The sequence below is a fragment of the Eggerthella sp. BIOML-A4 genome (genome assembly GCF_009875575.1).
GTDB lineage: Bacteria > Actinomycetota > Coriobacteriia > Coriobacteriales > Eggerthellaceae > Eggerthella > Eggerthella lenta.
In genome coordinates, this window is the sequence record NZ_WWRX01000016.1 from 12,822 (window position 1) to 30,844 (window position 18,023).

Annotated in this window: 14 protein-coding genes; 6 read left to right on the top strand and 8 right to left on the bottom strand. The window is 63.0% G+C overall.

Going from position 1 to position 18,023, the window contains the following annotated elements; genetic code table 11:
- Positions 1–120 precede the first annotated feature (120 nt).
- Entirely contained in the window at positions 121–1,866 is a 1,746-nt protein-coding gene (locus GT613_RS13400) for an FAD-dependent oxidoreductase (RefSeq protein WP_009305736.1), read from the bottom strand.
- 328 nt (positions 1,867–2,194) lie between these two features.
- Here GT613_RS13400 and GT613_RS13405 point away from each other — a divergent pair, with 328 nt between their 5' ends.
- From GT613_RS13405 to GT613_RS13420, 4 genes are all read left to right on the top strand, one after another.
- Positions 2,195–3,661, top strand: a complete 1,467-nt coding sequence (locus GT613_RS13405) for a helix-turn-helix transcriptional regulator (RefSeq protein WP_009305737.1) — start codon at positions 2,195–2,197, stop codon at positions 3,659–3,661.
- A 117-nt stretch (positions 3,662–3,778) separates the two neighbouring features.
- Entirely contained in the window at positions 3,779–6,289 is a 2,511-nt protein-coding gene (locus GT613_RS13410) for a transporter substrate-binding domain-containing protein (protein WP_009305738.1), read from the top strand.
- A 172-nt stretch (positions 6,290–6,461) separates the two neighbouring features.
- Positions 6,462–7,712, top strand: coding sequence for an Nramp family divalent metal transporter (locus GT613_RS13415; protein ID WP_009305739.1), 1,251 nt, complete (start codon positions 6,462–6,464; stop codon positions 7,710–7,712).
- A gap of 574 nt (positions 7,713–8,286) precedes the next feature.
- Positions 8,287–9,066, top strand: coding sequence for a carboxymuconolactone decarboxylase family protein (locus GT613_RS13420; protein ID WP_009305740.1), 780 nt, complete (start codon positions 8,287–8,289; stop codon positions 9,064–9,066).
- A gap of 96 nt (positions 9,067–9,162) precedes the next feature.
- Here GT613_RS13420 and GT613_RS13425 read toward each other — a convergent pair whose 3' ends face one another.
- The 7 genes from GT613_RS13425 to pxpB form a co-directional block, all read right to left on the bottom strand.
- On the bottom strand, positions 9,163–9,927 hold the full coding sequence (locus tag GT613_RS13425; protein ID WP_009305741.1) for a LamB/YcsF family protein: 765 nt from the start codon (positions 9,925–9,927) through the stop codon (positions 9,163–9,165).
- A 67-nt stretch (positions 9,928–9,994) separates the two neighbouring features.
- Positions 9,995–11,029, bottom strand: coding sequence for a YhcG family protein (locus GT613_RS13430; protein ID WP_009305743.1), 1,035 nt, complete (start codon positions 11,027–11,029; stop codon positions 9,995–9,997).
- A 214-nt stretch (positions 11,030–11,243) separates the two neighbouring features.
- Positions 11,244–12,083, bottom strand: coding sequence for a putative hydro-lyase (locus tag GT613_RS13435; protein ID WP_009305744.1), 840 nt, complete (start codon positions 12,081–12,083; stop codon positions 11,244–11,246).
- A 672-nt stretch (positions 12,084–12,755) separates the two neighbouring features.
- Positions 12,756–14,105 (bottom strand): acetyl-CoA carboxylase biotin carboxylase subunit, encoded by a 1,350-nt coding sequence (gene accC / locus GT613_RS13440; RefSeq protein WP_009608966.1) that lies wholly within the window; start codon positions 14,103–14,105, stop codon positions 12,756–12,758.
- Positions 14,106–14,118: 13 nt separating this feature from the next.
- Positions 14,119–14,592 carry an acetyl-CoA carboxylase biotin carboxyl carrier protein gene (accB, locus tag GT613_RS13445; RefSeq protein WP_009608973.1) on the bottom strand — a complete coding sequence of 158 codons (474 nt, stop codon included), beginning with the start codon at positions 14,590–14,592 and terminating at the stop codon, positions 14,119–14,121.
- 74 nt (positions 14,593–14,666) lie between these two features.
- Entirely contained in the window at positions 14,667–15,836 is a 1,170-nt protein-coding gene (locus GT613_RS13450) for a biotin-dependent carboxyltransferase family protein (RefSeq protein WP_009305751.1), read from the bottom strand.
- A gap of 1 nt (position 15,837) precedes the next feature.
- Positions 15,838–16,566, bottom strand: a complete 729-nt coding sequence (pxpB, locus tag GT613_RS13455) for a 5-oxoprolinase subunit PxpB (protein ID WP_009305753.1) — start codon at positions 16,564–16,566, stop codon at positions 15,838–15,840.
- Positions 16,567–16,658: 92 nt separating this feature from the next.
- Between pxpB and GT613_RS13460 the strand changes: the two genes are divergently transcribed.
- Positions 16,659–17,372, top strand: a complete 714-nt coding sequence (locus GT613_RS13460) for a sulfite exporter TauE/SafE family protein (RefSeq protein WP_009305754.1) — start codon at positions 16,659–16,661, stop codon at positions 17,370–17,372.
- 71 nt (positions 17,373–17,443) lie between these two features.
- Complete coding sequence (locus GT613_RS13465; RefSeq protein WP_009305757.1) at positions 17,444–17,884, top strand: universal stress protein; 441 nt, start codon at positions 17,444–17,446, stop codon at positions 17,882–17,884.
- Positions 17,885–18,023: the final 139 nt, after the last annotated feature.

Consider the following 18,023-nt stretch of genomic DNA (forward strand, 5'->3'; position numbering starts at 1 on the left):
TGTCAAGGGGACGGGTCATTTGACACACTGCAGACACAGAAGCGCCCCCCCGGGAAGGGGAGGGCGCTTCTTCTCGAGGCGTCTGGAAGGGGGGAGGGAAACGCCTCGCGTAGGGGTTGCCTACACTGCCGCGGCGGCGTTCTTGCCGGCCAGGCGGCCGAAGGTGAGCGCGCTGCCCAGACTGATGCCGGCCACCACGACGGGGTAATCCACCAGCAGGCGGCGGCCCATCGTGTTGCCCGCCACGTACAGGCCGGGGATGGGATCGTTCGTGCCGTCCTTGGTGACGCGCAGCTCGTGGTCGCACTCCAGACCGCCGAACATGACCAGCATGCCCGCGTTGCCGAACTTGCACGCGTAGTACGGCGGGTTCTCCACCGGGAACATGCGCTTGGACATCTTGCCGAAGTCCTCGTCGATGCCCTTGTGGCACAGCTCATTGTAGCGCTCGATCTCGGCCTTCATCGTTTCCAGGGGCAGACCGGTCTTCTCGGCCAGCTCCTCCAGGGAGTTCGCGATGACGTCGGTGCGCTCGTCCACCATGGCCTGCGTCGTGTAGCCCAAGCCGAAGCCCGAGAGCACGGTCTCGTACTCGGCGGCCTGGTCATCCGGCACGAAGTAGGTGGTGTAGCCGTGGCCGTCGGGCATGTGGATGATCTGCTCGGGCCACTTGCTGTCGAAGATCTGCCACGCCTTCACGCCGGCCTTCGCCAGCTCGGGGTCCTTCGCGACGGGCTGGCGCGTGTGCTCGGCGGCGATGTTCTGGCCGGGCACGTCCTCGTTCATGAAGCGCTTGCCCTCCATGTTCAGCTGCAGGAAGCTGTCGACGCCAAGCGATCCGCCCATGTGGTGGGTCATCGGCGCGTGGGGGCCCAGCTCCATCCAGCCGCCGGCCCAGATGCCCATGAGCTGGCCGCGGCCGTCATCGACGCCGCCCATGAACTCCTCGGTCCACGGCGCGTAGTAGTGGCGCATCTCGGGGTTCGCGCCGTAGTCGCCGCAGCACAGCACCACGGCCTTGGCGTTCACCTTCAGGTAGCCGTCGGGCGTCTTCGCGTACGCGCCCACAACCTTGTCGTTCTCCACGATCAGCTGCTCGCCCTCGGCATTGTAGATCAGCTCGGCGCCGCCGGCCACGGCTGCGTTGAACGCTGCTTCGCACGCCCACTGCATGTTCGGGTTCGTGGTAATGGTGCCGTGGAAGTAGGGGTAGACTTCTTCCTTGTAGTTGTAGGTTTCCAGCGGCGGGAAGCACTTCGGGCGGATGAAGTTCGGCTTGTCCGTCTTGCGGTTGGCCGCGGTGGATTCCAGCACTTCGTAGTCGGCGCCCTCGATGAACCAGTCGAAATCCTCGCCCGAGTGGTCGTACCAGTAGTTCATCATCCAGGTGTCGCAGCGACCGCCCGTCTCCTTGACGAACTCGTTGAAGATGTCCTCTTTCGGAGCCCACTCGATGCCCAGGTCCTTCTGGATTTGGGATCCCACGACGCCGAAGTCGCCGGCCATGGAGATGACCGAGTAGCTGTCTTCCGGCTGCTTTTCCAGCACGATGACCTTCTTGCCGGCTTCGGCGGCTTCCTTCGCCGCGGCGGTGCCGGCGATGCCCATGCCGATGACCAGCACGTCGCAGTCCTTCTCCTCCTTGACGTCGGTGGGAACCGGCGGGGGCGTGAGGAAGTCGGGGGTGTATTTGGTGGGGGAGACGCTCGACGCGCTGCCGCCGTTCGGGCTGCCGTCGCCCTCGGCGGATGCGGTGCCGGCGCTCTGCTGCGGAGCGCAGCCGGCCAAGCCGGCGGCTCCAGCGGCAACGGCTGCGGTGGCTCCCAAGCCCAGGAATGCGCGACGACTCAGTCTGGTTTCTTTCATGTCCCTCTCTCCTTTCGATGAGAAGCGGGTTGGTTTTCCGCTGCCCGCTTCATCGCGAGGATTTCCGGTATGGAATCCTCCCCTGCGCTGCCAACCATACGCGCCCGCGAGCCTGCCCGCCACACCTGCGGGCGGGTGGTTTTTTGCGTTTAGGCCGGTGAGAAGCCCACCTGATACGGGTAGGGTATCGGATAGGATGCCTGATGGAACGGTGTATGAGTACGCGTTTGCCGTGGCGGGGGCTGTGCTGGGGCTCGAACCATGAGCCGGGGACGAATCCTTTTCGATGGGATATACTGGCGAGGAAGCAGACGGAGGGTAGGGGCCGATGAGCTGTTTGAAGGATCTGTTCACGGGCATGAGAGCGCGCGACGTCGTGTTCATGAGCGGGTATGCGCTGTATTTGACGTTCGGCTACATGTCGTTCGAGTCGCCGACGGTGCTCACCTCGTTGGGAGAGTCGGGCGCCATCGTGCAGTCGCTGTTCCTGGTGGCGGTGATCGCGGCGCGCATGGTGGTGTACGCGGCGATGATCGCGTTGGCGCGCCGGTCGGGGCGCGGGTTCTCGACGGCGGTCGTCCTCGTGTGCGCGGGCGTTGCCGCGACAGGGTTCATCGTCACGCGCATGGCTTTTCGGTTCGCAGAGTTCGTGCCGCTGAACGAGCTGGTCCCGTGGCTGGTGGCGGGCGGTTTGTGCTTCGGTGCGGGCGACGCGCTGATCAACCTGTTGTGGGCGCGTTTCTCGGGTACGTTCGATTTGCGGCGCGTGTACCTGTTCGTGCTCTTGAGCAGCGGGCTCAGCCTGATCGTGTACTTCGTTGTCACGCTGCTGCCGGCGGCGCTCATGCTGCCGGCGGGCGCGCTGCTGTTCTTCGCTTCCGTGGCGTTCTGCCGCCAGTGCCTCGCCGCGCGCGAGCCCATCGACGAGGAGTTCTCCGCGCCGGTGTTCAAGGGCGCGTTGTCGGTGCTGTGGCGTCCGGTGCTTGGCACGTCAATCCTGGCGTTCATGAGCGGTCTCATGCTGCAGCTTTCGATGTCTGAGGCCATCCCGCTGGGGACGTTCCAGTTCACGGCGCTTATCACGCAGGCTGCCGTGATCGCTGCCCTGTTGTTGCCCGCCTTGCTGGTGAAGAGCCAGCCTGGTTTGGGGTCGGTGTACCGTATGGCGCTTCCGCTGTCGGCGGCGGGCTTTTTGCTGCTGCCGCTCATCTGGAACGGCGCAGGTGGCTTGGCGAACGCGTGCGCCCAGTTGGGAACGCTGGTGGCCGGGATCATCCTGTGGTGCATGGTGGCGCATACGGTGCACGACACGAAACTGCCGGCAGCGTTGCTGTTCTCGTGCACGCTTGTGTGCACGAACGCCGCGCAGATGGCCGGCGCCCTCGTTGGCATGTTGAATGCGCATACGCTAGGGCAGGGCGACATCGCGCTGACGGCGGTGGCGCTGGTTGCCATCTATCTGCTGGCGATGGTGTCGCTGTTTCTGTTCAAAGACAAGACCCTGTGCGGCTTCGACGCCGTGGCCGAGGAAGGGGCGCCCACCGCCGAGCAGCAGGGCGACGCGCTGGAGGCGCGCTGCGCGCATGTGGCGGAGGCGCACGGGCTTACGCCGCGCGAGTCGGAGATCCTCGTGCATCTGGGGCAAGGGCGCACCGCGCGCGCGATTTCCGAGAAGCTGGTAGTATCGGAGAACACGGTGAAGTACCACATCAAGTCCATCTACCAGAAGCTTGACGTGCACTCGCGCGACGAGGTGATCGACCTCATCGAACGCTCGGGTGAGGAGGGAATGTGAGACAGGATCGAGTCAAGGGGAGTATAATGACAGCATTTACGAGGGGAAGCGAGCGGGGGATTGGGGCAAGAAGAGGAAACGCGATCTGAATGCGGCCCTTGGCGGGCCGTTCTTGCCGTGTTTTCGCTCGCGACCTTTCTTCTGCTGCTGGTTTTCGGCGCTCTTCCTTCCGTTTTCGATCCTGCACGGGCGTACGCCGACGAAGCGCCTTCCGATTCTGCTCGCGTCATTCGCGTCGCGTACGTGCAGCAGGAGCCGATGTCGCCGGCAGACGAGTCGGGGGCGTTTGTGGGGTACACCTACGAGTATTTCGAACGTTTGGCGCAGTATACGGGATGGTCGTACGAGTTCGTTCCGGTGGAAGGCTCGGGTCCGGCTGCCTATAAGACCCTGCGAGACTTGTTGGGTGCGGGTGATGCCGATGTTGCCGTCGGCTTGATGGCGACGCAAGAGGGTCGAGAGTCGCTCGCCTTCACGCGCGACAGCTTTGCTGCCTTGAACGTGGTGCTCAGAACCGCTGCCGAAGTGTCCGATGACCCTCTTGACGAGGCGACTTCCGATCACCCGCTGCGTGTGGCGGTGATCGAAGGCTCTCCTCTCGCGAGCGACCTCGAAGCGTTCTGCGCGCAGAACGAAATCCCTTACGAAACGGTGGGATTCGCCGATGCCGGCGAGGCGCGCGACGCCGTGCTGAACGGTCGGGTCGATGTGGAGCTTGCAGCCGATATGTCGGATACTACGGGGTTGCGCACTGTCGTTCATATGACAACTCATCCTTTGTATTTCGCCGTAGCGCTCGATAATCGTGCATTGGCCGGCGAGCTCGACGACGCGCTCGACCGCATCGACCAGGTGGATCCTCTTTTCAGGGCGCGTTTGCGCGATAGGCATTTCTCCGTTGCGTCTCCCGTGTTCTTGCTAACGGATGTCGAGAAGTCGTTCGTCGAAGGCGCTGCTCCGGTGCGGGTGGGCGTGCTGAGCGATCAACCGCCGTACCAATATCAAGAAGACGGCCAGGTCAAGGGCATTGCGGTGGATATACTTGAGACCGTGGCGCAGAAGACGGGACTGAGATTCGAATACGTTGCCGCCGAGACGGTGGAGGCTCTCGACGCTTTGCAGGCGGCGGGCTCTATCGACATGGTCGCGGGCATCGATCGCGACTATTCCACGGCCAACGAGCGAAACCTCGCGCTGACGCAGCCGTATGTGAGCGCTTCGTACGTGCTCGTGGCGAACAAGAGCGTTGCCGATGGCGCCATTTCGGGCAAGCGGCTGGCGATTTCCTCCTCTAGCAGCTACGATGGCGGTTTTTTGGGCGATGCGATACAGTTTCCCTCAATTGCCTCTTGTTTGCGCGCGGTGTTCAAGGGCGAGGCGGATTACACGTACGTGGACGAGTACATGACGCAGTATTTCCTGAACACGCCGGAATTTCGCGACGTGCGCATTGCGCCCCAGACGTACGAGCCGCGCCGCGTGAGCCTGGGGGTGGTGCGTTCGGACGACACGACGCTGCTGGGCATCGTGGATCGCGCGGTAGGGTCGCTCACCGAGGTCGAGCGCCAGGCGGTCATCAACGGCAACGTATTGCGCGAGCGGCCGGTTGATCTGGGCGAGCTCGTGCATGCGAATCCGGCCATCGCGCTCGCGGTGGCGTCGGCAACGTGCTTGATCGTGGTTCTGTTCGTGCTGATAATTCTCGGGTTGCGCGCGCGAAGCAACGCGAAGACCGCGTTCGACCTCAAGAAGCGCCTGCGGTTGTACGCGCTGTGCGACGACAGCTTCTTCGAGTTCGATTGCCGCACGAAAAGGCTGATCATCTCGATGCCTGGGAAAGGCCAACAAGGGCTCAGCGAGCCGTTCGCCTTCGAGTGCGACGCCCCGGCGGTGTTTGACGAGGAGCGCAAGCGTTCGTTCGCCGAACTCCTCGGCGGCAAAGAGCATCGCGTCGAAGAAGTGCGGATGCCCGATACGGACGGCATCGAGCATTGGTTGCGCGTGACGGTGGATCCGGTGGAGGACGCGTCGGGGCGCGTGGCGCATACGGTGGGCAAAATCGAGGTCATCGACGAAGAACGGCGGGAGAAAGACCAGCTCGTGGCGCGCGCCGAACGCGATAGCCTCACGGGCTTGCTGAATTCCGAGACCACTCGTCTGCGCATCGGGCAGCAGCTGGATGCGCTTGCGGGAGGCGAGCGGGGCGCCTTGCTGGTCGTGGACGTCGATTGCTTCAAAGACGTGAACGATACGCACGGTCATCTCGTGGGCGATCTCGTGCTGGCCGATATCGCCCGCATCCTGCGAGAGAACTTCCGCATCGGCGACGTGGTGGGGCGTTTGGGCGGCGACGAGTTCATGGTGTACCTCGACCGCGTCGGCTCGACGGACGTCGTGCTGGGGAAGTGCGACCGGCTGCGGCGAGCGGTAGAGCGCCATGAGTATCCGGGAACGGACTGCCGCGTCACGATCAGCGTCGGCGTTGTGCTGGCGCATGCAGGTGATACGTTCGACGATCTCTACGGCCGCGCCGACGAAGCCCTGTACGCCGCCAAGCGCGACGGCCGCAACCGGTGCGGCCTTGCCGACGGTGCTTTGCGGTCGCCGAAAGCGGCGCCCGCTCCGTAACCTCGGCATATACGCGCGGCCTTTATTCTGCTAAAGTACATCCATCTGTTCGACGCATCTGCGTGTCGGCAATGGAAGCAAGCGCGTTCGCAACGAGGACGAAACGCGCAATGGGGATCATGGGAGGACGAGAGGAAATCGTCCGTCCGAGAGAGATTCGAAAGGAGAGGGTATGAGCAGCTCTATCGTTCAGAAATTCAAGAACGTCGGGCCCGGCGCACTGGTCGCCGCAGGCTTCATCGGGCCAGGCACCGTCACCACCTGCACGGTTTCAGGCGCGAGCTACGGCTACACCATGCTGTGGGCGCTGCTGTTCGCCACGGTGGCCACCATCATCTTCCAGGAGATGGCGTCGCGCGTCGGCATCGTTTCGGGCAAGGGTCTGGGTGAAAACATCCGCGATCGTATTCCCAACAAGGCGCTTATGTGGATTGCGATCGTGATTGTTCTCATCGCCATCTTCGTGGGCAACATCGCGTACGAGACGGGCAACATCACGGGCGGCATCCTGGGCATCCAGGCCGTGCTTCCCGACGTGCCGATGATCCCTATCGTCATCGTTCTGGGTATTCTGGCGTTCGTCGCCATGTGGATTGGCTCGTACAAGGTGGTCGAGGTTATCCTCACGGCCATCGTCGTGTTCATGGGCGTGGTGTTCTTCGTCACGGCCATCGCCTCCAGCCCTGATTGGGGCGCCATCGCCACGGGCCTGTTCGTGCCGACGCTGCCCGAAGAGGGGTCGAAGGGCATCCTCACGGCGGTGGGCCTCATCGGCACCACCATCGTGCCGTACAACCTGTTCCTGCACGCCTCCGGCGCCTCCGAGCGTTTCAAGGATCCCGAGCAGGTGTCCGACGCCCGCTTCGACACGGTGCTGAGCATCGGTCTGGGCGGCATCATCTCCATGGCCATCCTCATCTGCGCCGCCGCCAACATCTACGGCACCGACACCGTGGTGACGAATGGCAAGGACATGGCGCTGGCGCTGCAGCCGCTTCTTGGCTCGTGGGCCACGTGGATGATCGGCCTCGGTCTGCTGTGCGCCGGCTTCTCCAGCGCCATTACCGCTTCGTTCTCGGCCGCTTATGCCGTGAACGGCGTGCTGGGCTGGAAGAAGACGACGAAGGATCTGCGCTTCAAGCTCATCTGGATCATCGTGCTGGTGTGCGGCTGCGTGATGGCTGTGGCGCTGGGCAAGAGCCCCACCGAACTGATCCTTGTGGCTCAGGCGGCGAACGCCATCCTGCTGCCCATCATGGCGTTCTTCGTGCTGTACTGCGCGAACGGCAAAGATCTGGGCAAGTGGCGAAACCACATCTTCGCGAACTGCGCAGGCGTGGTGATCATCGTGATCACGCTGTTCATGTGCTGGCGCAACATGTCCAGCTTCCTCGCGTCGCTGCAGACGCTGGTCGGCGCCTAACCGCGGTTGGTCCTGCTTCTATCGAGTGCGTTCGCGTGCCCGCCGGTTTCGGCGGGCACGCGTGTTTTCGAGGGATGTGGGGTGGGGGCGAGCGCGAAGAGCGCTGTCGGAGCGCGCGGGCGAGGTGCGGAGCAGCGCATGCTGCTGGGCGCTGAGCCGTTTCGTTCCCGCAAGGTCGATGAGCCGAAAATCGGTTCCGCGGGGTAAAAATAAACCGGTTTGGTAATCCTCTTTTACCGCTTTCTTCGTGCGCTAACTTTCCGAACTGGGCAAACGTGCGAAGACGATATCGGCCGGGCGTCGAAACGGCGGTTCGGGTTCTTCCAGGATTACCAAACCGATCGATTATTGCCGCAGGAGGTCGGATTTTGCTACACGGGTCGTTTTCGCTGACGGACCGGCGCGGCAAAGCGTCGCGGAGCTTCGCCGGCCGGCCGACGCGGCAAAGCGTCGCGGAGCTTCGCCGTCGTCTTCCGAAGTTTCAAATGTATCATTTTCTGTGACATTTTTCACGGAAGCGGTTTCAGAAGGTACTATGGCCTCGAGACAACAAGCACGTGAGAAGGAGACGGATATGACTACTGAAAACAGAGAGCGCGCGCAGGCTTACCGCAACCGTTTGTTCCCCGGGTTCGATTCGCCGCTTGCGTGCACCGATCCCGAGTTCGTCGAGCGCATGGACAACTTCGCCTTCGGCGAGGTGCCCGCCAGCGATGATCTGGACGACCGCACGCGGATGATGGCCATCCTGGCCGCGCTCATCGGCGCGCAGGCCATCGACCTGTTCAAGGCCATGGCGAAGGGCGCCTTCAACGTGGGCGTCACGTCGGTGGAAATGAAGGAGCTGGTGTACCAGTCCACTCCGTACGTGGGCATGGGCCGCATGCTGCCGTTTCTGTATGCGGTGAACGAGCTGCTGGAGCACCGCCTGGTGTCGCTGCCGCTTGAAAGCCAGGCCACCACGACGGAGGACACGCGCTTGGAGGCGGGCGCGCAGAAGCAGGTCGACCTGTTCGGCGAGGATATGGCCGACTTCTACCAGTCGGGTCCCGAGGAAACGCGCCATATCAACCGCTGGTTGGCCGAGAACTGCTTCGGCGATTACTACACGCGCACGGGGTTGAGCGACGCACAGCGCGAAATGATCACGTTCTGCCTGCTCATCGCTCAGGGCGGATGCGAGCCTCAGGTGGTCAGCCATGTGCGGGCGAACCTGCGTGTGGGCAACGACCGCGCGTTCCTCATCAAGGTGGTGTCGCAGTGCGTGCCCTACATCGGCTACCCGCGCTGCCTGAACGCCCTGCGCTGCATCGACGAGGCTGCCGAGCAGGTGGCGGAATCCAACGGCGAGTAAGTGCTCATCCGGAGCCGTTCTCTGGGCGAGGCGGCCCTTCATCGATTCGGCTCCGCACGTCTTTTTCGTGCGGGGCCGAATCGCGAGCGTGCCCCTTTATTCCGCTCCTACCGCTTTGATGACGATGTCGTCTTGCTCGAGTTCCTGGCGGATGCGGCTGACGAAGGCCAGCGCGCTGGGGGAATCTCCGTGCACGCACAGCGTGTCGGGGTGGAGGTCCACCAGCTTGCCCGTGACGGACAGCACGGCGCCTTCGCGGATGGCGTTCTTGACGCGCTCGATGGCGTGTTCTTCGTCGCGTATGAGCGCGGCGGGGTCGTTGCGGCTGACCAGGCGGCCCTCGTCGGTGTAGTTGCGGTCGGCGAAGAACTCCTCGGCCGTGACCAGCCCCAGCTTGCGGCCTTCGTCCACAAGCGCGCTGTTGGCCAGGCCCACCAGCACTAGCTTGGGGTCCACGTCGCGGACGGCCTGCGCCAGCGCAGCTGCCAACTCGGAATCGATGGCGGCGTGGTTGTACAGCTGGCCGTGCGGCTTCACGTGCGCGAGCTGCACGCCCTGCGCCGAGCAGAACGCCTGCAGCGCGCCGATCTGGTACAGCATGTACGAGTACGCCTCGTCGGGCGACAGGTGCATGTCGCGGCGCCCGAAGCCCTGCAGATCGGGATAGCCCGGATGCGCGCCGATGGCGATGCCGGCGTCCTTCGCCATGCCCACCGTCTTGCGCATGACCACCGGATCGCCCGCATGCTGCCCGCACGCGATGTTCGCGCTGGACACAAGCGGGATGATCTGGTCGTCGAGCCCCAGCGTGTAGCGCCCGAAGCTCTCGCCCAGGTCGCTGTTCAAGTCGATGCGGTACATAGGCAGCCTTCTTTCGTGCGTGGTTTTCAGCCTATTGTAAAGCAACGCCGTACGCGCGGGGAATACTTCACTTGTTTTCGGTTTGCTCCCAGCTGAGCAGCACGTTTTCCACTTGCTGCACCAATTGTTCTTTGTCGGGGATGTGGGAAACGTATCGTGAAGCGAATATGGCATTCTGCAATCCGCCGAGTGCATATTCGGCGGTAACGACATCTTTGTCGGTACACAAGATGATGCCGATGGGAGGATTATCGAATTCGTCGTTCATCTCGCGAGCGTAATAATTCAGGTACATGTTGATTTGCCCGACCGCCTCAGGCATCAACTTGGAAGTTTTCAGCTCGATCAGGACATATGCACGAAGAAGCTTGTTGTAGAAGACCATGTCCACGTAATAGTGCGTGTTGTTGAGCGTGATGCGCTGTTGTGTGCCGACGAACATGAAGCCTTGCCCTAGTTCGAGGAGGAACTTCTCCATATGTGCTATGAGTGCGCGTTCCAGTTCGCTCTCCGGTAAAGGGGCGTCGTCAGGGATTCCTAGGAATTCGAATACGTACGGATCCTTGATAATCTCGGCGGGTTGCAAGGCGCGAGCTCTGTTGGTTGCGAGAGCGGGATTGCCTTGCACGCTTGAAGAGCTGTTCGCTAGAAGCAGACGCTCGTACAGCGACGTTGAGATCTGCCGCTTGAGTTCGCGCACCGACCATCCGCCGGCAATCGCTTCGCGTTCGTAGAAGCTCCTCTTATCGGGATCTGAAATGATCAAAAGCTCGCAATAGTGGGACCAGCTCAATTTGCCAGACAGTGTCTGGCAAATTGGATAATCCAAGTAGAGTAGGCGCATGTTTTGCAAATTAGACCGCGAGAATCCCTTACCGTACTCTTCCGTCAGTTCTCGAGATAGTCGCTTGAGCGTCGCTGCGCCGTACTCCGCACGATTGGGGTTTGTCTGCTCGTGCTCCACGATGACGCGGCCGATGTTCCAGTAGGTAACCAGCATTTCATGGTTCACGTGCGCTACCGCGTGTCGGCGCCCCTGCTCCAATACAAGTTTGATGTCATTGAAAACGGACTCGTAGGATGCGATTTCTTCGTAAGGCATGGCAAGTCTCCTCTTCGATTCCCGGGGATGAGAAGATCTTGCTGGATCTTGCAGGCGTGGTACGGGCAGCGGGGGCACGCTGTCATCTATGGGCCGTCCATCTGAGGATCGGCGCCTGCACTGGTTCTCCGTTCGTGCAGTATAACAAAACGGGAACCTCATTCGAAGTCCCCGTTTTGTTCGAGCATGGTTCAAGTGCGTTGTTCGAACGAGCCTATTCTTTCAGGTTGATGTTCTTGGTGTCGGTGATCAGCATGCAGCCGGGGGCGTGGGTGATGGCGAAGGGCGGCTTGCTGTTCATGACGATGGACTGGGGCGTGACGCCGCAGGCCCAAAACACGGGCACTTCGCCGTCGCGGATTTCCACGGGGTCGCCGAACTCGGGATGCATGATGTCTCGCACGCCGATGGCATCCGGGTTTCCGATATGGATGGGCGCGCCGTGCACCTTCGGGATGGCGCCGGAGATCTGCACCGCCTTCACCACCTGGTCGTAGGGGATGGGGCGCATCGACATCACCATGTTGCCGCTCATGGAGCCCGCCGGCGTGCACGGCACGCCCGTCAGGTACATGGGCACGTTGCAGCCCATGGTGTTGTGGCGGATCTCGATGCCGGCCTCGATGAGCTCGGACTCGAACGAGAACGAGCAGCCGATGACGAACGACACGAGGTCGTCGCGCCAGTAGTCCTCGACGTTCTCCACCTCGGCCACCAGCTTGCCGTGCTCGTAGATGCGGTAGCGCGGGAAGTCGGTGGCAATGTCGCAGTCGTTCGCGCAGATGGTGGCCTCGCGCGCGCCCACCTCGGTCACTTCCAGCAGCGGGCACGGCTTGGGGTTGCGCTGCGCGAACAGCAGGAAGTCGTAGGCTTGCTCCTTCGGCAGCACGATGAGGTTCGCCTGCGCATACCCGGGACACAGCCCGCTCGTCGGCGCCGTGAACTCCCCCGAGCGAATGAGATGCCGCGCCTCAACCGGAGAAGCGGAAAGCATCTGCGCCCAAACGTCGTCAGCCACGCCCTCGGGCTTGACGGGAACTTGAGCATCCATCATAAGAGAACCCCTTTCCTCGGTGTTGTTCTTATTATGGCACTTCGGAAGTCGCTTTCGAGCAGCGTCTTTATGACCGCCATGTTGTTTCCGAGTCACGTGTTCCGTGCCTTGGCAGAGATCGCACGCTATGCACGATTTTGCGCGCGAATCGCAGAAGCCGACCAGCGATTTCTCCGAGATGACGTGCTGGTTACCCGAAAAAATCGTGCATAGCGTGCGATCTCTGCCAAGGCGGGGTGGGCCGATGTTTTTCTGTTCCCGAACCGGGTGGCCGATCGCAGGTTCGAGGGGTTGAGGACGGCGGCGTCTTTTGCTGGCGCCGCACGGGATCCTTCGACTCCGCGCCTGCCGGCGCTCCGCTCAGGATGACAACCTGCGGGGCTCGGCCTCCGCTCAGGATGACAACCAGGTAGCCCATCCCTTTCTCTCTCAAAACGGCGAACCTCGCAACCCGCACAAAAAGGGCTTTTCGAGCCTACGTCCGATGCCGCCCTCGCCGCCCGCAAGCCCCCCGCCGGTCCATGAAGGGCGACGTAAGACGTGCGAAGGGGTTCTGTCGGGCGGCGTTCACCAAGCGAGTTCCGCACGAGCCGAAACGCCCAGTGGGCGTTTCGTGCGAGCAGGACTGTTTGAGCGACTGAACGTTGCCCGACAGAACCCCGCCAGAAACCCCTACACTTCGCCCTTCATGAACCGCTCGATGAAGCTGGTGTCGGCGAGGCCGGCGGCGAACGTCTCGTTCTCCATGATGGCGTACTGGAAGTCGAGGTTCGTCTTCACGCCCACCACTACCATCTCCTCAAGCGCGGTGCGCATCTTCGCGATAGCCTCGGTGCGGTCGCGCCCATGCACGATCACCTTGGCGATCATGGAGTCGTAATACGGCGTGATCTCGTAGCCGTCGTACGCCGCCGTGTCCACGCGCACGCCGTTGCCGCCGGGCAGGTGCATCTGCGAGATGGTGCCGGGCGACGGCAGGAACCCGCGTTCGGGCTGCTCGGCGTTCACGCGGCACTCGATGGCGTGGCCGCGGTACGTGATGTCGTCCTGCGTGAACGTCAACGGGTCGCCCGCCGCCACGCGGATCATCTCTTCCACGAGATCGGTGCCCGTGACCATCTCGGTGACGGGGTGTTCCACCTGGATGCGCGTGTTCATCTCCATGAAGTAGTAGTTCAGCTTATCGTCCAGCAGAAACTCGATGGTGCCCGCCGACGTGTAGCCCACGGCCTGCGCCGCGCGCACGGCGGCTTCCAGCATCTCGTCGCGCACGCGCCCCGTCATCACGGGCGAGGGGCTTTCCTCGATCATCTTCTGGTGGTTGCGCTGCACCGAGCAATCGCGCTCGCCCAGGGCCACCACGGTGCCGTACGTATCGGCGATGATCTGCACCTCCACGTGGCGCGGGTTCAGCACGCAGCGCTCCAGGTACATGGTGTTGTCGCCGAACGCGCCCACGCTCTCGCGCTGGGCGATGGAGAACTGCTCGGAGAAGTCGTGCTCGTCGTGGCTGATGCGCATGCCCTTGCCGCCACCGCCCGACGACGCCTTGATCATGATGGGCCAGCCGATCTCGCGTGCCATCGCCAGCGCTTCCTCCGGATGGTGCACGGGCTCCTTCGTGCCGGGAACCACGGGCACGCCCGCCTCCATCATGGTCTTGCGGGCCTGGCTCTTGTTGCCCATGCGGTCCAGGACCTCGGGCGCGGGGCCGATGAACACGATGTCGTTCTCGCGGCACAGCTTCGCGAACGTCGAGTTCTCCGACAGGAAGCCGTAGCCGGGATGGATGGCCTGCGCGCCGGTGCCCTTCGCGGCGGACAGGATGGCGGCGATGTTCAGGTACGAGTCGCGCGCGGCGGGCGGGCCGATGCACACGCTCTCGTCGGCCAGGTACACGTGCAGCGAATGCTTGTCGGCCGTGGAGTACACGGCCACCGTCTTGATGTCCATGGCGCGGCAGGCGCGGATGATGCGGACGGCGATCTCGCCGCGGTTGGCGATGAGTATCTTGTCGAACATGGCGCGCGCCGCCCTAGTGCGTTTCGCCGGCGGCGGTGGCCACGCGGAACAGCGGCTGGTCGTATTCGACCTGCGTGCCGTTGGCTGCCAGCACCTCCACGACGATGCCGGGGGCGGGCGTGGTGATCTCGTTCATCATCTTCATGGCCTCGACGATGGCCAGCGTCTGGCCGGACAGCACTTCCTGGCCCACCTTCACGAAGGGATCTTCGTCGGGGCTGGGCGAGATGTAGAACATGCCCACCATGGGGCTGCGCACGAGGATGGAGCTTTCGTCGGCGTCCTCGACGGCGGCTGCCTCGTGGCTTTCGGTCTTGCCGGCCAACAGCGCGCTCACGCGATCGGCCATGAGCGGCAGCGCGGTAGACGAGAGCGGGCCGTGGTTGCGCTCCAATTCGATTTTCGTTTCGCCGTCATCCACGCGCAAGGCCGTGAGCTCGGCCTTGTCCATGATGGCGATGAGTTCTTCGATGGCTTTCGTATCCATGGCGGTTCTCCTACGTTTGTGACGGGGTTCTGTGACGGCCGGCTTCGGCGAACCCCTACCTACTTCTTCTTCGTCTACGTCGTTGCGCGTTCGGTGGTGTCGGTTGCGTCGGGCGGTTGTTTCTTTGGCGGGACGGTTCCCAGGGCGTTGCGGTTGCCGACGCGCTGGGAGCGATCGGCTCGGTCGATCCACAACATGTCGGCCTGCGACTTGCGTGCCTGTTCCTCCAGGATGGGGGTCAGGCGCCGCGCCGTGCGCCGGGGCGATATGCCGTCGGCGCTGGGCCGCCTCACTTTCAACGCCAGCATTTCGAACAGGTGCGCCTCTTCGCGCAGCAGCGCTTGGGCCTCCTGCACGCCGATGGACTCGAAGCGGATCTTGCCGCCCGGCGGGCGTTGCACCAGCTTCGGGATGTCCACGCTGGCGATGGTGCCGATTTTCGCGTAACCGCCGGTGGTTTGCCGGTCGGCCAGCATGATGATGGGCCGTCCGTGCGACGGCACCTGCACGGCGCCGAACGCCACGCCGTCGGAGATGATGTCGGACCCGTGCTTCGTCTCGATTTCCGGTCCGTCCAGGCGGTACCCCATGCGGTCGCATTTCGTGGTGGTGGTGTACGCCTGCCCGTAGAACGTGGCCAGGCCTTTGTCGGTGAACATGTCCTGCTGAGGCCCGGGCACCACGCGCACGGTGATTTCGTCGCGGTCGAAGCCGTAGAACTCGTTGTCGCCGTCGATGCGGTGCGACCCTAGGTTGGGCAGGAAGTCCACGCTCTTCGTGGAAAACGGCAGGTAGTCGCCGACGATGAGCGTGCGACCCTTCCATCCGCCGAACTCGCACTTGAGGTTCGTCGAGCGACTGCCCATCACTTCGGGCACGCGCACGCTGTTGCCCGCGATGGCCAAGTAACCGTAGCAGCCGGTGCGCGACGCCTTGAAGCGCAGGATGGAGCCGCGCCGCACCATGACGGCCGCGTACATGGGCACGGGTTCGCCGTCCAGCGTCGGCGCGAAGTCGCCGCCCGTGATGGCGAAGCAGGTGTTCGTGGTGAAGCGCACCGTGGGTCCCGCCAGCGCGAATTCCAGCACGGGTGCGCCGGGGTCGTTCTCCACCAGGAGGTTCGCGATGGCGAACGCGCGATGATCCATCACGCCGTTCGTGGAGAAGCCGCTGCCCTGATAGCCGAAGCGCCCCACGTCCTGGATGGTGGTGATCACACCGGGTTTTTTGACGACCAGACCCATGCTACTCGCCTTCCACGAAGATGCCGTACGAATACGTGCCCGCGGCCAGCTGCGCTTCGATGGCGGTGTACTCGTCGGGCGTGATGGGCACGAAGCGCAGGTACTCGCCCGCTGCGTACAGGATGGGTTCCTCACGATCGGGATCGTAGGGTTTGAGCGGCGTGCGCCCGATGATCTGCCAGCCGCCGGGGGAGGCCAGCGGGTAGATGCCCGTCTGCGCGCCGCCTATCCCGACGCTGCCCGGCTCGATGCGCGTGCGCGGCACGGCCAGGCGCGGCGTGTGCAGGCGCTCGTCGAGGCCGCCCAGGTAGGCGAAGCCGGGAAGGAAGCCCAGCATGTCGATGAGGTAGTCGCGCTCGGTGTGGATGGCGATCACTTCGTCTTCGGAAAGGCCTGCCAGTTGCGCCACGTTCGCCAGGTCGGGGCCGAACTCGCCCCCGTAGCACACGGGGATGGGCACGATCTTGCGGATGCTGAGGTCGGCCTCGCCCACGTCGCGCAGCTTGGAGCGCAGCTTCGTGGACAGCTCGTCGAACGTGATGACCAGGGGGTTGTAATACACCATAAGCGAGCAGAACGTGGGCACCAGCTCGGTGATGCCCCGAATGGGATCTGCGGTAAGGTTGTCTGCGGCCATGCGGATCTTGGCGCTCGTCTCCGCGGATATCGCATGGGCGAATTCCAAGTTGAGCGCCGAGTCTCCTGCGATGGTGATGGTGAATCCCGCCATGCAATTCCGTCCTCTGGCGTGTGCGTCGTCTTATGATGTGCGCCCCGTGCTACACTTGTAGGCTGGTCACATAGATAAGGATTGTAGCATATATGGAAAAAGCGCTTTTCCTGGCCGCGTTCTTTTTCGCATACACGGTCCAGGCCATCACGGGATTCGCAGGGAACATCTTCGCCATGCCGGTGGGCACGACGCTGCTGGGCCTGGAATCTACGGTGTCCATCCTCAACGCGATGGGCTTTTTCGCCTGCGGCTTGCTGACGGCGCTCAACATCAAGAGCGTGAATTGGCGCGAGCTTGGCAAGATCCTGGGCGTGATGATCGTGTTCATGGTGCTGGGCATTTGGCTGGATACCCTGGTGCCCCTGCATATCCTGTTGAAGATCTACGGCGTGATCATTGTGATCATCGGTATCAAGAACCTGGCGGTGCCCCAGCAGAAGTTCATGCCGGAATGGGCGCTGTGGATCATTCTCGCTCTGGCCGGCCTGATCCAAGGCATGTTCGTGTCGGGCGGCGCGCTGCTGGTCATCTACGCGGTGCAGAAGCTGCGCGATCAGCAGCAGTTCCGCATCACGCTTTCCGCCGTGTGGACCGTGCTCAACCTTATTTACGCAGGCATCGCGTTTCAGCAGGGGCACTTCACGGGCGACGTCGTCCAGATCATCGTGTTCTGCGTGCCGTTGGCCGTGCTGGCCACGTTTCTGGGCAGCAAGCTGCAGAAGAAGATCAGCCAGGAAAGGTTCCTCAAGCTCACGTACGTGCTGTTGTTGTGCGTCGGCGTCATCTTGCTGGTTACGTCGTAGCGTTCGGCGGCGCGCGGAGGTGCTGCTTGGGGTACAATGACCCCAGATGCAATCGAGGGAAAGGAACGACCATGGCGCAGGAATACGCTCGTATCTTCGCCGCGCTCGACGGCGCGTCGACGCAGGAAGCGGTCGCGCAGCGCGCGGTGACGCTCGCTGCGGACAACCACGCGAAGCTCATGTTCGGCCACGTGATCGATTCGGTTCCCTACGAGGCTTCGGGCGTCGATTTCGAAGCGCTGTGCGCCGAGGGCAAAAAGCGCATCGAAGCCGACCTGGCCGACGTGTTGGCTGCGGCGCGCCAGAACCCGGACATTCCTTCCGTGGAGGTGTCTGTGCATGCGGGGCGCATCGCCGACACGCTGGAGCACGAGCTGATCGAGCCGTTCGAGCCGAACCTCGTGGTGTGCGGCGAGCGCGGGCTGTCGAACATCAAGTACGTGTTCGTGGGCAGCGTGTCCACGTTCCTCATCCGCAACCTCCGCTGCGACGTGCTGGTGGTGAAGCAGTAGGGAACGAGGCAGAATGAGACAGGTGAACGGGGCCGATGGCTCGCTCCGTTTTCTGCGAGAAGAAGCGAATCGCTCGATCGGTTGGAGCCGGTCGGGCGATTCTCGTTTCAGCCCGCCGAGGGGGGGTAGGGCTTGACGA